Source organism: Ruegeria sp. CDSA021 (assembly GCF_059612325.1).
The window spans coordinates 15,769-32,436 of sequence record NZ_JBXWQJ010000010.1 but is presented as its reverse complement, the minus strand read 5'-3'; the positions used below and the strand labels follow the sequence as shown (position 1 = coordinate 32,436).

18 protein-coding genes are annotated in these 16,668 nt (G+C 57.1%); 7 read left to right on the top strand and 11 right to left on the bottom strand.

The window, feature by feature from the left end:
* Positions 1–16: 16 nt before the first annotated feature.
* Positions 17–1,102 carry a polyamine ABC transporter substrate-binding protein gene (locus tag AC2FLD_RS14095; RefSeq protein WP_496670096.1) on the bottom strand — a complete coding sequence of 362 codons (1,086 nt, stop codon included), beginning with the start codon at positions 1,100–1,102 and terminating at the stop codon, positions 17–19.
* Positions 1,103–1,242: 140 nt separating this feature from the next.
* On the opposite strand from AC2FLD_RS14095, the gene AC2FLD_RS14090 reads away from it, so the two are divergent.
* Positions 1,243–1,926, top strand: a complete 684-nt coding sequence (locus AC2FLD_RS14090) for a GntR family transcriptional regulator (RefSeq protein WP_496670097.1) — start codon at positions 1,243–1,245, stop codon at positions 1,924–1,926.
* Between the two features lie 75 nt (positions 1,927–2,001).
* The gene (locus AC2FLD_RS14085; RefSeq protein WP_496670098.1) at positions 2,002–3,399 is read left to right on the top strand and encodes an aspartate aminotransferase family protein; all 1,398 of its coding nucleotides are present in this window, start codon (positions 2,002–2,004) and stop codon (positions 3,397–3,399) included.
* Positions 3,400–3,802: 403 nt separating this feature from the next.
* On the opposite strand, the gene AC2FLD_RS14080 is transcribed toward AC2FLD_RS14085, so the two are convergent.
* Together AC2FLD_RS14080 and AC2FLD_RS14075 are read right to left on the bottom strand one after the other, a co-directional pair.
* A complete protein-coding gene (locus tag AC2FLD_RS14080) occupies positions 3,803–5,095 on the bottom strand; it encodes a lytic murein transglycosylase (protein ID WP_496727022.1) in 1,293 nt (430 codons plus the stop codon).
* A gap of 87 nt (positions 5,096–5,182) precedes the next feature.
* Positions 5,183–5,896: a helix-turn-helix transcriptional regulator gene (locus AC2FLD_RS14075; protein WP_496670100.1), complete on the bottom strand. Its 714-nt coding sequence runs from the start codon at positions 5,894–5,896 to the stop codon at positions 5,183–5,185.
* A gap of 84 nt (positions 5,897–5,980) precedes the next feature.
* On the opposite strand from AC2FLD_RS14075, the gene AC2FLD_RS14070 reads away from it, so the two are divergent.
* A complete protein-coding gene (locus AC2FLD_RS14070) occupies positions 5,981–6,676 on the top strand; it encodes a glutathione S-transferase family protein (protein WP_496670101.1) in 696 nt (231 codons plus the stop codon).
* Positions 6,673–7,059: a DUF1801 domain-containing protein gene (locus tag AC2FLD_RS14065; protein ID WP_496670102.1), complete on the top strand. Its 387-nt coding sequence runs from the start codon at positions 6,673–6,675 to the stop codon at positions 7,057–7,059. Before AC2FLD_RS14070 ends, AC2FLD_RS14065 begins: the two co-directional genes overlap by 4 nt.
* Here AC2FLD_RS14065 and rnr read toward each other — a convergent pair.
* From rnr to dapE, 4 genes are read right to left on the bottom strand one after another with little or no spacing between them, the layout of a single operon-like run.
* The gene (rnr, locus tag AC2FLD_RS14060) at positions 7,050–9,308 is read right to left on the bottom strand and encodes a ribonuclease R (protein WP_496670103.1); all 2,259 of its coding nucleotides are present in this window, start codon (positions 9,306–9,308) and stop codon (positions 7,050–7,052) included. The two genes, AC2FLD_RS14065 and rnr, sit on opposite strands and share 10 nt — an antisense overlap.
* A 47-nt stretch (positions 9,309–9,355) precedes the next feature.
* On the bottom strand, positions 9,356–9,931 hold the full coding sequence (locus tag AC2FLD_RS14055) for a TIGR04282 family arsenosugar biosynthesis glycosyltransferase (protein ID WP_496670104.1): 576 nt from the start codon (positions 9,929–9,931) through the stop codon (positions 9,356–9,358).
* A complete protein-coding gene (locus AC2FLD_RS14050) occupies positions 9,928–10,353 on the bottom strand; it encodes a GNAT family N-acetyltransferase (protein WP_496670105.1) in 426 nt (141 codons plus the stop codon). Before AC2FLD_RS14050 ends, AC2FLD_RS14055 begins: the two co-directional genes overlap by 4 nt.
* Positions 10,350–11,489: a succinyl-diaminopimelate desuccinylase gene (gene dapE / locus AC2FLD_RS14045; RefSeq protein WP_496670106.1), complete on the bottom strand. Its 1,140-nt coding sequence runs from the start codon at positions 11,487–11,489 to the stop codon at positions 10,350–10,352. Before dapE ends, AC2FLD_RS14050 begins: the two co-directional genes overlap by 4 nt.
* Before the next feature lie 210 nt (positions 11,490–11,699).
* Between dapE and AC2FLD_RS14040 the strand changes: the two genes are divergently transcribed.
* Positions 11,700–12,758, top strand: coding sequence for a transporter substrate-binding domain-containing protein (locus tag AC2FLD_RS14040; RefSeq protein WP_050605028.1), 1,059 nt, complete (start codon positions 11,700–11,702; stop codon positions 12,756–12,758).
* Here the strand turns inward: AC2FLD_RS14040 and AC2FLD_RS14035 are convergent.
* Positions 12,755–13,099: a DUF8846 family protein gene (locus AC2FLD_RS14035; protein WP_083445326.1), complete on the bottom strand. Its 345-nt coding sequence runs from the start codon at positions 13,097–13,099 to the stop codon at positions 12,755–12,757. The genes AC2FLD_RS14040 and AC2FLD_RS14035 overlap by 4 nt on opposite strands.
* A gap of 116 nt (positions 13,100–13,215) precedes the next feature.
* On the opposite strand from AC2FLD_RS14035, the gene AC2FLD_RS14030 reads away from it, so the two are divergent.
* Both AC2FLD_RS14030 and AC2FLD_RS14025 read left to right on the top strand, forming a co-directional pair.
* Positions 13,216–13,551, top strand: a complete 336-nt coding sequence (locus AC2FLD_RS14030) for a cupin domain-containing protein (RefSeq protein ID WP_050604885.1) — start codon at positions 13,216–13,218, stop codon at positions 13,549–13,551.
* Between the two features lie 221 nt (positions 13,552–13,772).
* On the top strand, positions 13,773–14,006 hold the full coding sequence (locus tag AC2FLD_RS14025) for a hypothetical protein (RefSeq protein WP_496670107.1): 234 nt from the start codon (positions 13,773–13,775) through the stop codon (positions 14,004–14,006).
* Positions 14,007–14,141: 135 nt separating this feature from the next.
* Here AC2FLD_RS14025 and dapD read toward each other — a convergent pair whose 3' ends face one another.
* From dapD to AC2FLD_RS14010, 3 genes are all read right to left on the bottom strand, one after another.
* Positions 14,142–14,969, bottom strand: a complete 828-nt coding sequence (gene dapD / locus AC2FLD_RS14020) for a 2,3,4,5-tetrahydropyridine-2,6-dicarboxylate N-succinyltransferase (RefSeq protein WP_496670108.1) — start codon at positions 14,967–14,969, stop codon at positions 14,142–14,144.
* Positions 14,970–15,077: 108 nt separating this feature from the next.
* Complete coding sequence (locus tag AC2FLD_RS14015) at positions 15,078–15,677, bottom strand: GntR family transcriptional regulator (RefSeq protein WP_496670109.1); 600 nt, start codon at positions 15,675–15,677, stop codon at positions 15,078–15,080.
* 44 nt (positions 15,678–15,721) lie between these two features.
* On the bottom strand, positions 15,722–16,633 hold the full coding sequence (locus AC2FLD_RS14010; RefSeq protein WP_496670110.1) for a threonine/serine dehydratase: 912 nt from the start codon (positions 16,631–16,633) through the stop codon (positions 15,722–15,724).
* Positions 16,634–16,668: the final 35 nt, after the last annotated feature.

Genomic DNA, 16,668 nt, shown 5'->3' with positions numbered 1-16,668 from the left:
CGCGCCGTTAACCGGATCAGGTACCTGACTTGATCTTGGTCCAAAGACGGGTCACGACACGCTGCGTTTTCGCGGGATATGGCGTCGTGATGTACAGGTTCTGCATGGTGGCATCATCCGGGTAAATTGCCGGATCGCCAATCACGTCTTCCTCAAGGAACTCTTGCGAGGCTTTGTTGCCGTTCGCGTAATAGACGTAATTGGACGCAGCAGCCATGTTGTTGGCATCCAGAATGAAATTCAGGAACTTATGCGCGCCTTCCGGATTCGGCGCATCCGCTGGGATCGCCATCTGGTCAAACCACATCAACGAGCCTTCCGCGAACGGATGGTACTCGATGTTTACACCATTTTCAGCTTCGGCTGCGCGGTCCCGCGCCTGAAGGATGTCGCCTGACCAACCCACGGCCACACAAATATCGCCATTCGCCAGCGCGTTGATGTATTCCGAGCTGTGGAACTTCTGGATATGCGGACGAACGCTTGTCAGAACGTCTTCGACCTTCTTGATCACATCCGGATCGTGGCTGTCGGGGTCCTCACCAATATACTGCAAAGTCATCGGTATCATTTCGGCTGGCGCATCAAGGAAATGAACACCACACGAAGCCAGCTTTTCCATGTTCTCTGGCTTAAGAACCAAGTCCATGCTGTTCAGGGCCACGTCATCCCCCAGGGCTTCTTTCACCTTGTCGACGTTCACGCCGATGCCCGTAGTGCCCCACATGTAGTTAATCGAATAGGCGTTGTTTGGGTCATACCCTGCGGTCCGCTCTTGAATAACGTCCCAAAGGTTACCCGAGTTTGAAAGTTTGGCTGCATCCAGTTCCTGAAACGCGCCAGCCTGAATTTGACGCTGAAGAAATGTCCCCGATGGCACCACCACGTCATATCCGGACCCACCGGCCAGCATCTTGGTTTCCAGAACCTCATTGCTGTCAAACACGTCGTAGATGAGCGTCAGGCCGGTTCCTTCCTCAAATTTTTTTAGCAGCTCTTCGTCGATGTAGTCAGACCAATTATAAACACGCACCTCTTCGGCGAAGGCCGCCGAAGTCCCCAATGCGATGACCGCTGTCATGGTCAGCGTTTTGATTGTCATTTTCTTCTCCCTGCAAATGTACGGCTATTTTCCCGTTTTTTTGGATTTGATCAAGTTTTGCGTTTTCCCTCGATCCAGCGTATGGTTCCACGAGGTCTGTCCCCTGACAAGTCAGGGTTAGTCGAAATGGGAAGAACCAATTGGATTTGATCAAAAATAAGGCATCTTTGTCGTTGGCCGACGGCGGCAAACAACCCGTGCACGAGCAGGTTTACCAAACCCTCAGATCACAGATCCTTTTCGGTGAACTCGTCCCAGGACAGCCCGTTACCATCCAGGGATTGACTGATTCGCTGGGTGTCGGAATGACCCCGGTGCGCGAGGCAATCCGTCGACTGATTTCAGACGGAGCTTTGGTGTTCCAAGGCAATCGGCGCGTCAGTGTTCCGCTTTTGAACTCCGGCGATATTCAGCAGATGATATTCGCAAGAATATCAATTGAATCAGAGCTTTCTCGGCGGGCGACTGCAAATTTGCAGGCGGATGATATTGATCATCTCGAAGGTATCGACAAGAATCTGGACCGCATGATCGCCGATGGAGATGTAGGGGGTTACTTACGTTTGAATCAAGCGTTCCATGAAACGTTGTATTCCTATGCCAACGCTCCGATTCTCAATGATCTTGCTGAACGATTGTGGTTGCGGTTTGGCCCATCTCTACGTGTTGTGTGCGGTCGTTTTGGGACGCAAAGCCTTCCTGATCGGCACAAGGACATCATCACCGCATTGCGCAATGGAAACGCGGAAAAGGTGGCAAAAGCCACGGCTCAGGATATTGAACAGGGCATGGAACTGATATCCGAGGCCATCTCATCGGCCTAAAACAGATCGATTCGATTGACAGTGCAAAATTTGATCATATTGTACCCATCAACTGCTTTTATGGGAGAGTCGCAGATGTCTACCATCACCAACCATATGCCGACCGCCGAATTACAGGCGCTGGATGCGGCCCATCACATACATCCGTTTTCCGCCAATGGCGCGCTGGGTCAGGAAGGCGCGCGCGTGATCACCCGGGCCAAAGGGGTTTACCTGACAGACAGCGAAGGTGAAGAGATCCTGGATGCGATGGCAGGTCTGTGGTGCGTCAATATCGGTTACGGCCGGGATGAACTGGCGGATGTGGCCGCGCGTCAGATGCGTGAACTGCCCTACTACAACACCTTTTTCAAAACGACCCACGTTCCGGCTATCGCGCTGGCGGCAAAAATTGCCGAGCTGGCGCCGGGTGATCTGAATCACGTCTTCTTTGCTGCGGGCGGGTCCGAGGCCAACGATACCAATATCCGTCTGGTGCGCACCTACTGGGCTGAAAAAGGCCAGCCGGACAAGAACATCATCATCAGCCGCAACAACGCGTATCACGGTTCATCGGTCGGGTCAGCGTCGCTGGGCGGTATGGCAGGCATGCACGCTCAGGGTGGCATCCCGATTCCAAACATTCACCACATCAACCAGCCAAATTGGTGGGCTGAAGGTGGGGACATGTCGCCGGAAGAGTTCGGACTGGCCCGCGCACGTGAACTGGAAGAGGCCATTCTGGAACTGGGCGAAGACCGCGTCGCCGCTTTCATCGCTGAACCCGTGCAGGGCGCAGGTGGCGTGATCGTCGCGCCGGATACGTATTGGCCGGAAGTCCAACGCATCTGTGACAAGTACGACATCCTGTTGATCGCAGACGAGGTTATCTGCGGATTTGGCCGCACCGGAAACTGGTTTGGCTCGCAAACCGTTGGGATCAAGCCACATATCATGACCATCGCCAAGGGCCTCAGCTCGGGCTATGCGCCTATCGGCGGATCAATCGTGAATGACGAGATTGCCGAAGTGATCGGCGGTACCGAATTCAACCACGGCTACACCTATTCCGGCCATCCGGTCGCCGCTGCCGTGGCGCTGGAGAACCTGCGCATCCTTGAAGAAGAGAAGATCGTTGAACATGTGCGCGACGTTGCCGCCCCTTACCTGAAGGAAAAGTGGGAGGCATTGGCCGATCACCCGCTGGTGGGTGAGGCCAAGGTCGTCGGCATGATGGCCTCGATCGCGCTGACACCAGACAAGCCCAGCCGCGCCAAATTCGCGTCTGAGCCTGGCACCGTCGGCTATATCTGCCGCGACCGATGCTTTGCCAACAACCTGATCATGCGCCATGTCGGCGATCGGATGATCATCTCACCGCCACTGATCCTGACCCCTGCGGAAATCGACGAGATGTTCGTGCGGATTTACAAGTCATTGGACGAAGCCCAGGCGGAGATCATCGCACAGGGGCTAATGAAAGCTGCATCGTAAGCCTTTCGTGAAAACACGCAGGTAAGGGACGCCATAAAAGCGTCCCTTATTCAGTTTAGTTTCGATATTCTATTTTACTGTTTTAAAGCAACAAGATAGAATCAACGTATTGTCGCTGTCGAGAAATCTTTCGCCCGATGCGAACAAGTAAAAGCATTCTCGCGTAAATTAAAATTTTCCGCGCGGCAAATAACTTGATTTAGTTCCTTTTGGATTCAAGTATTCGAATGCGAATCAGGTCTCATATTACCTCGGCCTGTGTCGCGGCCCGCTGTTACTCTGGGTCTGCCTCCTGTCTATCGAAGTGAGTGGCGATAGACAGGAGGCTTCGCAGCCCTGGCTTGTAAATGTCTGAATGAGTGATGCGTTGTAGATTTAAGCGATATCAGAGCTTACTTTCTTCTTATCGCAGCCGATCCAATAGCCTCACTGTCGGATACCCGTCCGGCCGCAACCCCTGTGCCAATTGATACGCCCGCACCGCGTTGATCGTGTTTGGCCCGGTGCGCCCATCGATACCCTTTGTGTCGAACCCAGCCTCGGTCAAACGGAATTGCAGTTCCTTTTGCTCGCTAAAACTCAACACCCGCTCAGCACGTGGCCAGTCGGAAAGAAACGGTGCGCCACCCGTAAGCCGGTCGGACAAATGCCCGATGCCTATGACGTATGCATCGGCCCCGTTATACGCCTCGATCACGCTGAAATTGTCGAAGATCATCAGCGCAACGCCCTGCCCTCCAGCAGGAAGCAGGATCGCGGCCCGACCGTGATCAGGGACTGGCGTTCCGTCGCGCCCCAACACACCGCGCGCGGCCCATTCGGACGGCATCCGGGTAAAGTCTCGCCGGGCCGAAGCGTAGTCGAAATCTGCGGGCAATCGCACCTCAACACCCCAGGGTTGCCCCTTGGTCCAGCCATGTTGCGCCAGATACGACGCCGCCGAGGCCAATGCATCCGTTGGATCGTCTGACCAGATATCACGTCGGCCATCCCCATCAAAGTCGACCGCATGATCCAGATACGAGGTCGGCATGAATTGGGTGTGGCCCATCGCACCCGCCCAGCTGCCCAACATGTTTGCGGCGCTGACATCACCTGCCTGCACGATCTGCAGGGCGGCAATCAACTGCGTTTCAAAGAACTGAGCCCGTCTTGCATCAAAGGCCAGTGTCGCCAGCGACCTGAGCGTCCGGCTGCTGCCACGATACGATCCAAACGAAGTTTCCAGACCCCAAATGGCCGTGACCACTTCTTTTTCGACGCCATATTCGGCCTCGATCCGGTTCAGCACCTGCCGATGCCGTTGCATGGCGGCACGACCATTAGACAAGCGCGTATCTGAAACTGCGGACTCAAGATACTCCCAGATCGGTTTCGAGAATTCTGCCTGATTTCGATCTCGCTCTATGATGTCTTCGTCAAAGGTAAAGTCCGAGAACACCTGAGACAGCGTTCCTTTCGTAATTCCCTGCTGTTGCGCACGACCCTGAAACGCGCTCAGCCAGATCTGAAACCGCGCGACCGCTGCTGCCGACACGTGCAGCGCCTCAATCGATGGGCGTGGAACGGGTCGAAGCGAAACAGCCAAATCTGCCGAAGCCAGTTGTACCGCTTCACCAAGCGTATCGCCGCTCGACCAACTTCCTGTTTCTGTTGTGTCCGCCTGCACCATGGATGCCCATAATGCGACGGTCATGACGCCGCCTACGCATTTATGCATACCGAATTTTCCTGATCACTGCTCAACCCCAGGGTAGCGCAAAATCAGCAAATCACAAAGCACTCAGGCCCCTGTTTCGCGTTCTTGTGCTTCCCGGTCCGCGCGGATGCGGGCAAGGACGTCGCGCAGCATCGGCACGCGGTTTGGTCTAAAGCTTTGATCCGTCACACGCATATCCTGCATCCGGTCCAGGCGAAAAACACGGAAATCCTGTCTCAGATGACACCAGCTTAGCAACACGTTCGAACGGTCCATATATACGATGCTAAGCGGATTTACGCGCCGAAGCGTAGCCTGACCCTTTGCATCCGTATACGAAAACTCCACCGCGCGTTCGTCCCAAGCCGCCTGTCGCAACGTTGCCGCGTCAATCGTCGGCGCCGGGGGGCGGTCAAACCGGGTTGCCGCCAGGATTGCGTGGCTCAGCCGGTGCGACTGACGCGGGGGCAAACGGCCCTGAAGCTTTCGAAGGGCCGCACCGGCGGCATCCGCCAAAGACGGGTCACCAATGACCTGAACTTCGCGCAGGCCCAGAACCAGCGCCTCAAGCTCATCGTCGGTGAAACCCAGCGGGGGCAGTGTCGCATCCTCAATCAGTGTAAACCCAAACCCCGCTTCGCCGTCGATAACAGCTCCCAGACCACGCAGCGCATCGATATCGCGGTGGACGGTCCGGGCAGACACATCCAGATCCTGCGCCAGTTGCGCTGAGGTTTTGGGCGACGGGCCCGAACGCAGGGCCTGCATCAATTGGAACAATCGGGCGGTACGGGACATGATGCATTCTAGCTTAAACCTGATGACAGAAACTGTCATTAGCCCCGTTTACACATTTTGCATCGCCAAAAACGGAGCACAGTGATGCTGACCCTTCTCACCTATCCTTCTGCCTTCGGCCTGTTCAGTGCCAGCCCATTCTGCGTCAAAACGGCTTTGATGCTGCAACATTCCGGTCAGGTTTGGCAGCGCTCTGACATGCTGGATCCCCGAAAGATGCCGCATCAGAAACTGCCTGTGCTGCGCACGCCCGAACGTCTGATCCCCGACAGCGACCTGATCCGAGATTGGCTGGAAACCAATGGCGCAGATTTCGATCAGGGCCTGACAGATGTGGAAAAGGCGCAATCCCGCGCTTTGGTGCGCATGGCCGAAGAGCATCTGTATTTTCATATCGTTCTGGATCGCTGGGGCAATGACGACGTATGGCCAATCCTGCGGGAAACCTTCTTTACCGGCATACCCGCCCTGATCCGCAAACCGGCGTCCAATGCGATCCGAAAGTCTGTTCTGAAAGGGATCACATCACAAGGGATTGGGCGGTTCTCACTCTCTGAGCGGCTGGACCGGGTTGAACGCGATCTCGAGGCGATCTCGGCCTATCTTTGGCAATCCTCGTTCCTGTTGGGGGACCGACCAACATCCGCGGACATGAGTGTCGGCCCGATGCTGGCTGCAATGCGCGCGACGCCAGCAGATACCCCGCTGACCCGCCGCATCAAACAGGATAACCTGTTGAACAGCTACGTGGACCAGATGAAAAAGGCGATACCCGTTTGAGACCCTTTGATGATCCTCAAGTCGCCGCGGTATTCGAGGCCCTCCCCCCGCTCACGCGTGCGGGGGTTTTGGGGTTACGAGAGCTGGTTTTTGACACGGCGACATCTCTGCCCGCCGCCAATCCTCTGCGTGAGGAACTGCGTTGGGGCCAGCCCGCCTACCTTGCGCCCAAAGGATCAACGATCCGGCTTGGGGCTCACAAGTCGGCACGCTTCGCGCTGTTCGTGCATTGTCAGAGCCGATTGATGGGCGATTTCACCTCGGCCTTTCCATGTGAGGATCGGATTGACGGGAACCGGGCCATCCTGTTCGATGACCCAAGCCAGATCGACGTAACCCGTCATGGCTGGCTGATTGCCCGGACGCTTACCTATCACCTCTGACGGCGCTTGCGCTCCACCTTGCGCTTGATCTTGTCCTTCTTGCGCTTGGTGCTGACGGCCTTTCGACGAGTCCCCCGTTTTGCAGACCCCCGCCCGCGCGGCAGCGCCTGATCATCGATTGACAAAAGCTCCAGTTCCAAGCCGCCGGTAACGGGCGTCGCTTCGGTCAGGCGCACGGTGACGCGCTGGCCTATGGCGATGATCAGCCCGGAGTCCGATCCCATCAGCGTCCCGGCCTCGCGGTCGAAATGAAAGAACTCGCGCCCCAAAGATCGCACTGGCACCAACCCGTCTGCTCCGGTTTCGTCCATCTTCACAAAGGCCCCGAACCGGGCGATGCCGCTGATCCGGCCAGAGAACTCATTGCCCACCCGCTCGCTCAGATAGGCGGCCAGATAACGATCGGTCGTGTCCCGCTCGGCCATCATGGATCGGCGCTCGGTATCCGAGATATGCGTGGCTGTCTCGTCCAGTCGCATAATTTCATCTTCGGTCAGACCGTCCTTGCCCCAGCCATGGGCCGAGATCAGCGCCCGGTGTACGATCAGGTCGGCATAGCGGCGGATGGGCGAGGTGAAATGCGCATAGTTCCGCAGCGCCAACCCGAAATGACCGAAATTCTCGGGGTTGTAATAAGCCTGCGCCATCGACCGTAGGGTGGTCAGGTTGATCAGTTCGGCATCCTCGGTCCCGGCAGCCGCGTTCAGCAGCGCGTTCAGGTGACGGGTTTGCAAAACCTGCCCCTTGGCGAGATTCAGCCCCGCCGCCTGCGCTGTTTCCCGAAGACTTTCCAGTTTCTCCGGCGCGGGTTCTTCGTGCACGCGGAACAGCAGGGGCCGACGCTTGGCGATCAGGGTCTCAGCTGCGGCAACATTAGCGAGGATCATAAATTCCTCGATCAGCTTATGGGCGTCCAGCCGGTCTCGGAAAGCGACGCTCGTCACTTCACCTGTGTCGGACAGCACGATCTTACGCTCTGGCAGATCAAGCTCCAGGGGTTGCCGCACCGCACGCGCCTTCTTCAACGCGGCATAAGCGGCGTAAAGCGGATTCAGAACCGGCTCTAGCAGCGGCCCGGTTCGGTCGTTCTGATTGCCGTCGATAGCCTCTTGCACCTCGGTATAATTCAGCGAGGCAGCCGACCGCATCAGACCGCGGACAAAGCGATGGCCAATCTTGTTCCCATCCGCGTCGATCTGCATCCGCACAGCGATACAGGCGCGCGGCACGCCTTCGTGCAGAGAACACAGATCGCCCGACAGACGATCCGGCAGCATCGGCACAACCCGGTCGGGGAAATAGCTGGAATTGCCACGCTTGCGCGCCTCGCGATCCAATGCCGTGCCTGGCTGCACGTAGGCAGCGACATCAGCGATGGCGACCCAGATCACATGACCGCCGGGGTTCTTGGGGTCGTCATCAGCATGGGCATAGCAGGCGTCGTCGTGATCGCGCGCATCCGAAGGGTCGATGGTCAACAAAGGCATATCCCGCAGGTCTTCGCGACCATTCAAACCAACTGGCTTGGCCTTGTCCGCCTCTGCAATCACCTTGTCGGGGAAATCATCCGGAATACCGTGTTGATGGATCGCGATTAATGACACCGCCTTGGGCGCAGTCGGATCACCCAACCGTTCAACAATACGCGCACGGGGCAAACCCATACGATTCTTGGGTCCTGCCTGTTCAGCCTCGACCAGTTCGCCGTCCTTTGCCCCCAAAACCGCGCCATCATGGACCAGCCACTCGGTGGAACCTGCCTTGTCGATGGGCACAATACGCCCGCCCTCGGCTCCTTTGCGAAAGATGCCGACGATTTTGCGCGGGTTGGTCCCAATGCGACGGATCAGGCGGGCCTCGTAGTTGTGGTCTTCTTCATGCACCACGGTCAGGCGGGCCAAAATACGATCGCCCTCGCCCAATGCCGGATCGCTGGCGCGGGTTATGATCAGGACGGTGGGTTCAACCCCCTCGCCATGCCATTCCAGCGGACGCGCGAACAAATCACCATCGGCGTTCGGCGCTTTCACCTGCAACACACTGACAGGCGGCAGGCGATCCGGATCGCGATAGCTGCGCTTGCGCTTTTCCAGATGCCCTTCCGCCTCAAGCTCTTTGAGGATGCGCTTCAGATCAATCCGATCCGCGCCCTTGATGCCAAAGGCTTTGGCAATATCGCGTTTTGACGTGAGGGTGGGGTTCGCTGAGATCCAGTCGAGGACCTCCTGCTTGGTGGGAATGCGAGTCATACTTTCGGCCTATCACGCGTTTGCGACCGCGTCATGACCAAAAAACCTCAGGGTTTCAGATCGGCGATCGTATCGACGTCGTGCAGGTGGTCCAGAAAGGACACACGGCAGCCGGGAATCGAGGCCAGCGTGTCGGCCAAAGCGTGTTCCGTCGACCAGCGTACATCCCGAAACAGACCTGTGGGCAAAGCCGCGTAGCGCTGCGCCCCAACCAGCCAATAGCCGCCATCCGGCGCTGGGCCGAACACCATCTGAGATCGACCCAGCCCATCAAAAGCCCGGGCAATGTGAACGCGTGAAATTCCCGGAATATCGGCGCCGATCAGACAAACCGGACCTTTGGGCATGCCCCGCAGCATTCGTCCCATCCGGTCGCCCAAATCACCGCGCCCCTGTGGCGCGCGTGGCAAATCAGTGGGCCAGACCCGACTGTTCAGACCCTCTGCATCCGGTGACACCGCCAGCACAATCTGCCAACGCGGATCACGCAGTCGCCGGATCAAGGACCGGGTCTGGTGCCGGAACCACCATGCCGCACCCACCATACCGATGTCGCGACCCAAACGGGTTTTCACACGACCTGGATGAGGCTCCTTCACCATGATCACCAAAGTACGCCTCACGGCAAGTCCCGTACCATGTCGCGATGCTCAATCCCGGCATCCAGATACACCGGACCCAAAGGAGTAAAGCCGAGTTTCTCATAAAACCTGACGGCGTGTGTTTGTGCACCGAGCTTTACTTTATTGATCTCTGGATCGGCTCGGGCAAGGTCGACCGCTTTGCGTATCAGGTCAGCCCCCAGCCCCTGCCCCCGAGCCCGAGCCAGAACACAGACACGACCGATCTTGGCCGTGCCCCTGTCGTAGACAATGCGTGCTGTTCCTAACGGCCCTTGCACGTCCCGCGCCAAAAGATGGATCGCTGCATTGTCCAGCGCGTCCTGCTCTTCCGATACGGGGACCCCCTGCTCGAGAACGAAAACCTGATGCCGCAAAGCAAAACAAGATAGTAAGTCTTGCGAAACTTCAATGTCAAAATTCATGCAAAAAAGTCCGTCAGGATGCGTGTATAGACCGCCTTGAGCTGTTCGATCTGCGCCACCTCAACGCATTCATCCACCTGATGCATTGTGCGCCCGACCAGTCCGAACTCGACAACCGGACAATGGTTCTTGACGAACCGTGCATCCGATGTACCACCGGTTGTGGACAGCTCTGGCGTGACTCCGGTTTCAGCTTCAACCGCATCGGCGACCAAATCCGACAAAGCTCCGGGCGGGGTCAGAAAGCTTTCCCCTGAAATCTTGATTTTAACGTCAACTTCAACGCCATACTCAGCAGAAACCTGATCCGCCTCTGACTTCAACCATTCACTCAAGCTGGCACCTGAGTGCAGGTCATTGAAGCGGATGTTGACCGCTCCGCTGCATTGCGCCGGGATCACGTTGGTGGCGGCGTTCCCGGTGTCTATTGTGACCACCGCCAATGTAGAAGCATCGAAATGGTCCGTTCCTTGATCCAGTTCGTGGCTAGCCAAACGGTCCATCAGCCGCGCAATGGCAGGCAAGGGGTTCTTGGCCCGATGCGGATAAGCCGAATGCCCCTGAACGCCCGTGACTGTAAACCACGCGGTCATCGAGCCCCGCCGACCGATCTTGATCATCTCACCCATCTTGTTCGGGCATGTGGGTTCTCCCACCAGACAGACTGACATGCGTTCATCCGCACTGTTCATGTAGTCGAGCAAGGCGGTGGTGCCATCCACCGCATCGCCTTCTTCATCACCTGTGATCGTCAAGATGATGGCTCCGTCCGGCGGCGTGTCGCGGACAAAGTCCATCGCCGCAGCCGCAAAAGCCGCAACCCCGGACTTCATATCTGTGGTGCCCCGCCCATACATCACGCCGTCCCGCACTTCGGCCCCGAATGGCGGCATCGTCCACGCCACCTCGTCCCCGACCGGAACAACATCGGTGTGACCGTTGAAGCCGAAACTGCGCGTGTGGCCTTTCTGGCCCCATCTGGCAAACAGGTTGCAGATGCCTCCACGATCAACACGCGTGCAGTCGAACCCCGCGTCCGACAGAACCGACTCGAGCAAAACAAGCGCGCCGCCTTCTTCGGGTGTGACCGATGGGCAACGGATCAGATCGGCTGTCAATTGAACGGGGTCGGTCATGCATTGGCCTCTGGAACAGTGTCTTTCGCGGGTTCGCGCACAGATTCAACGAATTGGCCGGTTTTCCAACCCCAATCCGCAAAAAAAACCTTCATCCGAATGACAAGATTTCAAAACGACACCCCAATGAATCAAAGCAGTTTACCCGGCGACCATCTTGCCGTGCACAGCACAATCGCGTTACAGGGCCGCGAAACAGGTGAATTGAATATGAAGCGCGCATTCTTCGCACTGATCAGCCTGACTTTCGCCGTTCTAGCACAGCAGAGCATGGCACAGTCCCTTACGGTCACTACGGTGACCCGCCCGCCGTTTTCCTATGTCGAGGACGGCACTGAAACCGGCTTTTCGATGGATCTGCTATCCGCATTGGCGGAGTCATTGAATTGGGATTACACGGTCAATCGCGTCGAATCCTTTCCGGATATGCTTGATGCAGTGCAGGATGGGTCTGCGGATCTTGCCATCGCCAATATCTCGATCACCGCCCAGCGGGAAACGCAGATGGATTTCACCCAGCCGATCTTTGAGGCGGGGTTACAGATCATGGTACCATCAGAGGCCGCCCGCCAGCCGTCCCTTCTGCATGCACTGCTTTCCAGAGAGTTGTTCATCGCCATTGGTCTGGCTTTTGCCATCCTCCTGGGTGGCGGCATGTTGATGTGGAGCTTTGAGCGGCGTGCCCAACCCTATTTCGACCGCAAGCTGAACGAGGCCTGGTTTCCTTCGTTCTGGTGGGCGCTGAACCTTGTTGTGAATGGCGGATTTGAAGAAAGGATGCCCCGCACCCCCTTTGGCCGGCTTCTGGGTGTGGTTCTGGTCGTTTCATCATTGTTCATCGTATCGGTTTTCACCGCCCGTATTACGTCGGTCATGACCGTGGACGCTATCACTGGCAGCGTGAATTCGGTGAACGACTTGTACGGTAAGACTGTCGGCACCATTTCGAATTCGACCGCAGCGAGCTTTCTGAACCGGCGCGAGATCGAATTCACTGGCTATACGGGGCTGGAACAGATGCTTGACGCCTTCCAGGCCAAGGATTTGGACGCGGTGGTGTTCGATGCACCCATCCTGTCCTACTATGCATCCCATGAAGGGCGGCGTATTGCGTCTATGACAGGCGGTGTTTTCCTGCGCGAGAACTACGGTATCGCATTTCCGACCGGTTCGCCCCTGGTCGAGGATGTCAACCAGGCCCTGCTTTCGCTGCGTGAAGACGGAACCTATGACGAAATCTATCGCAAGTGGTTCGGTGCCCGGAACTAGGCCTGCGCCTCGTCTCCGAAAAACGGCGTCATCTGCGCGACAATTACGGCGTTTTCATCCAGCGCACGCTGCATCAGGGCGCGTTCGTCTGGTTCGATATCGTGCCCCTGTGCTTCTCGCTCGGCCAAGGTGCCGTACCCGGTGACGTCCAGAGGCGCAGTATCAGCTTGTTTCAAAATAGCCACCGTCTCGCGCACGGCCTCGGCCTCATCTACACCGCTGGCATAACAGATAAGCGCTGCACCCGTTGCCCCCTCGGGCAACCCGTCGCCATCCTTGCGACCGATCTGGACCAGAAGGGTATAAACTTGCTGACGCGAGGGTTTCTTTTGCTTTTCCATGCATGGGGCCATAGCCGTGCGCCCGCCCACGGTCAAGCAGCCGGGAATTGCAGACAGGTAATCCAGAGGCCATAGTGCCGGGAGAAAACCGATCCAAGACGACACAGGACCATTTCATGACCTATCCAGATTTCATCACAGCCTTTCCCAGCCTCGACGTCCCGTTCCCGGAAGAAGTGGTTCAGACCGCTGTAATCCGGTCGGATGCGGGTTTGGTCGCGTTCTTTACGTTTCTCGAAGACTTTGAGTTGCCAGCACACTCTCACAGGGCTCAATGGGGTACAGTAATCGAGGGCGAGGTTGAATTGACCATCGGCACTGAGACCAGAACATTCGGCCCCGGCGACAGCTATTCGATCCCCTCAGGCGTCGAACACGGCGGCAAGATAAAGGCCGGAACACGTGTCATAGATGTATTTGAAGAACCGGACCGCTATCCGATCAAGGCATAATAACAAACGACTCACCAAACTTCATTTCTGATTTCGACTTTTAGTTGAGGCGTTTTGAAGCGCAAACTCATGAGCTGAATCCGGCACATTAATGCCACATTTTTTCCTCATTTTGGGCCAGTTTCTGCTGACCTCAGCGCCGCGTTCTTAATTCAAAATTGTTTTGTGGTGCGCGCTCTACGCTTGAGCCACTGCATAAGTCATTTTACCGGAGAATTAAAATGAGTGTTCTGTCCAAATTAATGACGACAACAGCGAGCGTGATCGCGTTGGCCGGAGTACCTGCCGTAGCCATTCTGTCCTTAGCGACAGTAGATGCAGCATATGCTCAAGAAGCCGAAGGTAGCGGCGAAACCGAAGGCGGTGGCGAAACCGAAGGCGGTGAAGCTGAAGGTGATACGGAAACGAACGCAGGCGAATCAGAAGTTGACGCAATGCAGGGCGAAAACCGCTGATCCATCAGGGGTGGTTGTCTGGGCTAAGCCATATGTTCAAGATTGGCAGCTAACGCTTTCACTTCGCCCGATGCGACCCCTCAAAAAATACGGCCGGAGCGGATATGCTCCGGCCAATTCATTTTAGCTGAACGATCAGTCGCGCAGCAGCTCGTTGATGCCAGTTTTCGAGCGGGTCTTTTCGTCAACCCGCTTCACGATCACGGCACAGTACAGGCTGATGTTGTTCTTCGAAGGCATCGAACCGGCGACAACCACTGAATAAGGCGGCACCTCGCCATACATGACTTCGCCGGTTTCACGGTCGACAATCTTGGTCGATTTGCCAATGAATACGCCCATCCCCAGGACCGAACCCTCGCGGACGATGCAGCCCTCGACCACTTCTGAACGCGCGCCGATAAAGCAATTGTCTTCGATGATGGTCGGACCCGCCTGCATAGGCTCAAGGACACCACCGATGCCGACGCCACCCGACAGGTGAACGTTCTTACCGATCTGCGCACAGGATCCGACGGTGGCCCACGTGTCGACCATGGTACCTTCATCGACATAGGCGCCCAGGTTCACGAAAGACGGCATCAGAACGGCGCCCGGCGCAATATAGGCCGACTTGCGAACGACACAGTTCGGCACGGCGCGGAACCCGGCGGCTTGCCATTGGCTTGCGTCCCAACCGGCGAACTTGCTATCCACCTTGTCCCACCAGCCGCCAGCCTGAGGGCCACCGGACTGGATTTCCATATCCTTGATGCGGAAGCCCAGCAGGACCGCTTTCTTGGCCCACTGGTTCACATGCCAGTCCCCATTCGCCTGCTTTTCAGCAACCCGCAGCGACCCGCTGTCCAGCGCGTTCAGCGTTTCCTCGATCGCTTCGCGCTGTTGGCCAGTGGTGGCGGGCGTGATTGTATCGCGCGCCTCCCAGGCGGCTTCGATGGCGGCTTCCAGTTGCGCGTTGGACATGGGGCGTCTCCCTACAGAATCTGTTCGTGTCGGTTTGGCCTATACGCAAGTGGAACCCATGGCGCAATGCGACGAACACGGGTCATTTTGCGTCCGAAACGACCGCAGTCAGCTGGCGCGACGTATATGGCGGGTCAGGATACCTCTTGCGGCGCTCAGGTCCTTGCGCTTGAGCGCCTGAACAAGTGCCGCATGGTCCTTGTCTGTCTGCTTAACCCATTTCGACCGCCAATGCGCGAAAAGATGGCGTGCGCTTGCGATATGCAGGTCGTCGATAGCATGTAAAAGCCGAGGCAGCCCGCAGGGTGTCAGGATGGCGCGATGAAACGCTCTGTTCAAAGCTTCCCATTGGGGCATCGACTGCGCCTCATCACAGGCAATGCGCGCGCGATCTATCTTTTCCATCGCTACCGGCGACATGTTTTGCACGGATTGCTGTAGCGCCAAAGTTTCTAATGCCACACGCATTTCGATCACCTCACGCACTTCCGCAGGGTCCAGCGCAGTGACCCGCATCCCCCGGCGTGGCTCATGCCGCGCCAATCCATGCGCCTCGAGCCGCAATAAGGCTTCACGCACCGGCACGTGGCTGGTGTCGAAGTCACGGGCTATATGGTCTTGCCGAAGCTTTTCCCCGGCGACCAGTTCTCCGGTGATGATTTTCTGGCTGAGGTTTTTGTAAATTGTGTCGGAAATCGTGGCGGTCATGAATTATAGATAAAATCCGCCACGCTCATTCACAACCCGATAATTCACGCACCAAACGGGTCCGGTGCAATATTGGCACCGCAAACCAAAACGGCCACGCGTTCACCAGGCCCAGGCTGATAAACGCCCGACGTCAAAGCCGCCAGCGCCGCGGCACCCGCCGGTTCCACCAAAATACGATGCGCCTGCCAAAGCGCCTTTTGCGCATCTGCAATTGCATCATCTGACACAAGAACCGAGCTCATACCCCGCGCGAAGTCAAAACAGATCTGCCCGATCCGCCGCGCGCCCAATGCGTTTGCTGCAATGCCGGATACGGAAACATCGATCGGTTTACCAGATTGCAACGCGGCATTCAGCGCGCAAGAGGTTTCGGGCTCGACCGCGACAACCTTGCGCGTGCCGCCAAACCACGCCAACGCGCCAGCGATCAGACCACCGCCACCTACCGCAACCAGAACCGTATCAGCCTGCAGATTCTGCGCGTCCCATTCCGCAAAACAGGTCCCCTGCCCCGCCACCGTGGCCGGCGCGTCATAGGCGTGTATCTGCATCGCTCCGGTTTCGGCCTCGTAAGCTTGCGCCTGAGTCAGCGCATTTGCGTATTCGCCGGACACAACGCTCAGGTCCGCGCCGGTTTGCCGGATCAAAGCAATTTTCGACGGGCCTGCCAGCTCGGGCACGAATATCTTGGCCGGATATCCCAGCGTCTGCGCAGCATAAGCTGCTGCCGCACCATGGTTGCCGCCGGACGCTGCAACCACCCCGGCCTGCGGAACATTCATGCTGAGCAAAGTGTTGAACGCACCCCGCGCCTTGAAACTGCCGGTGTGCTGCATGTGTTCCAGCTTCAGGTCAATCGGATAACCTGGAATTCGACTCTCGATAACCGGCGTCACTTGCGCATGTCCGGCGATACGATCTTGCGCTACTGATATTTCGCTCTTCCAATTCATTCTTGTCTTTCCGTGACTGGCACTCTGCCCGCGAA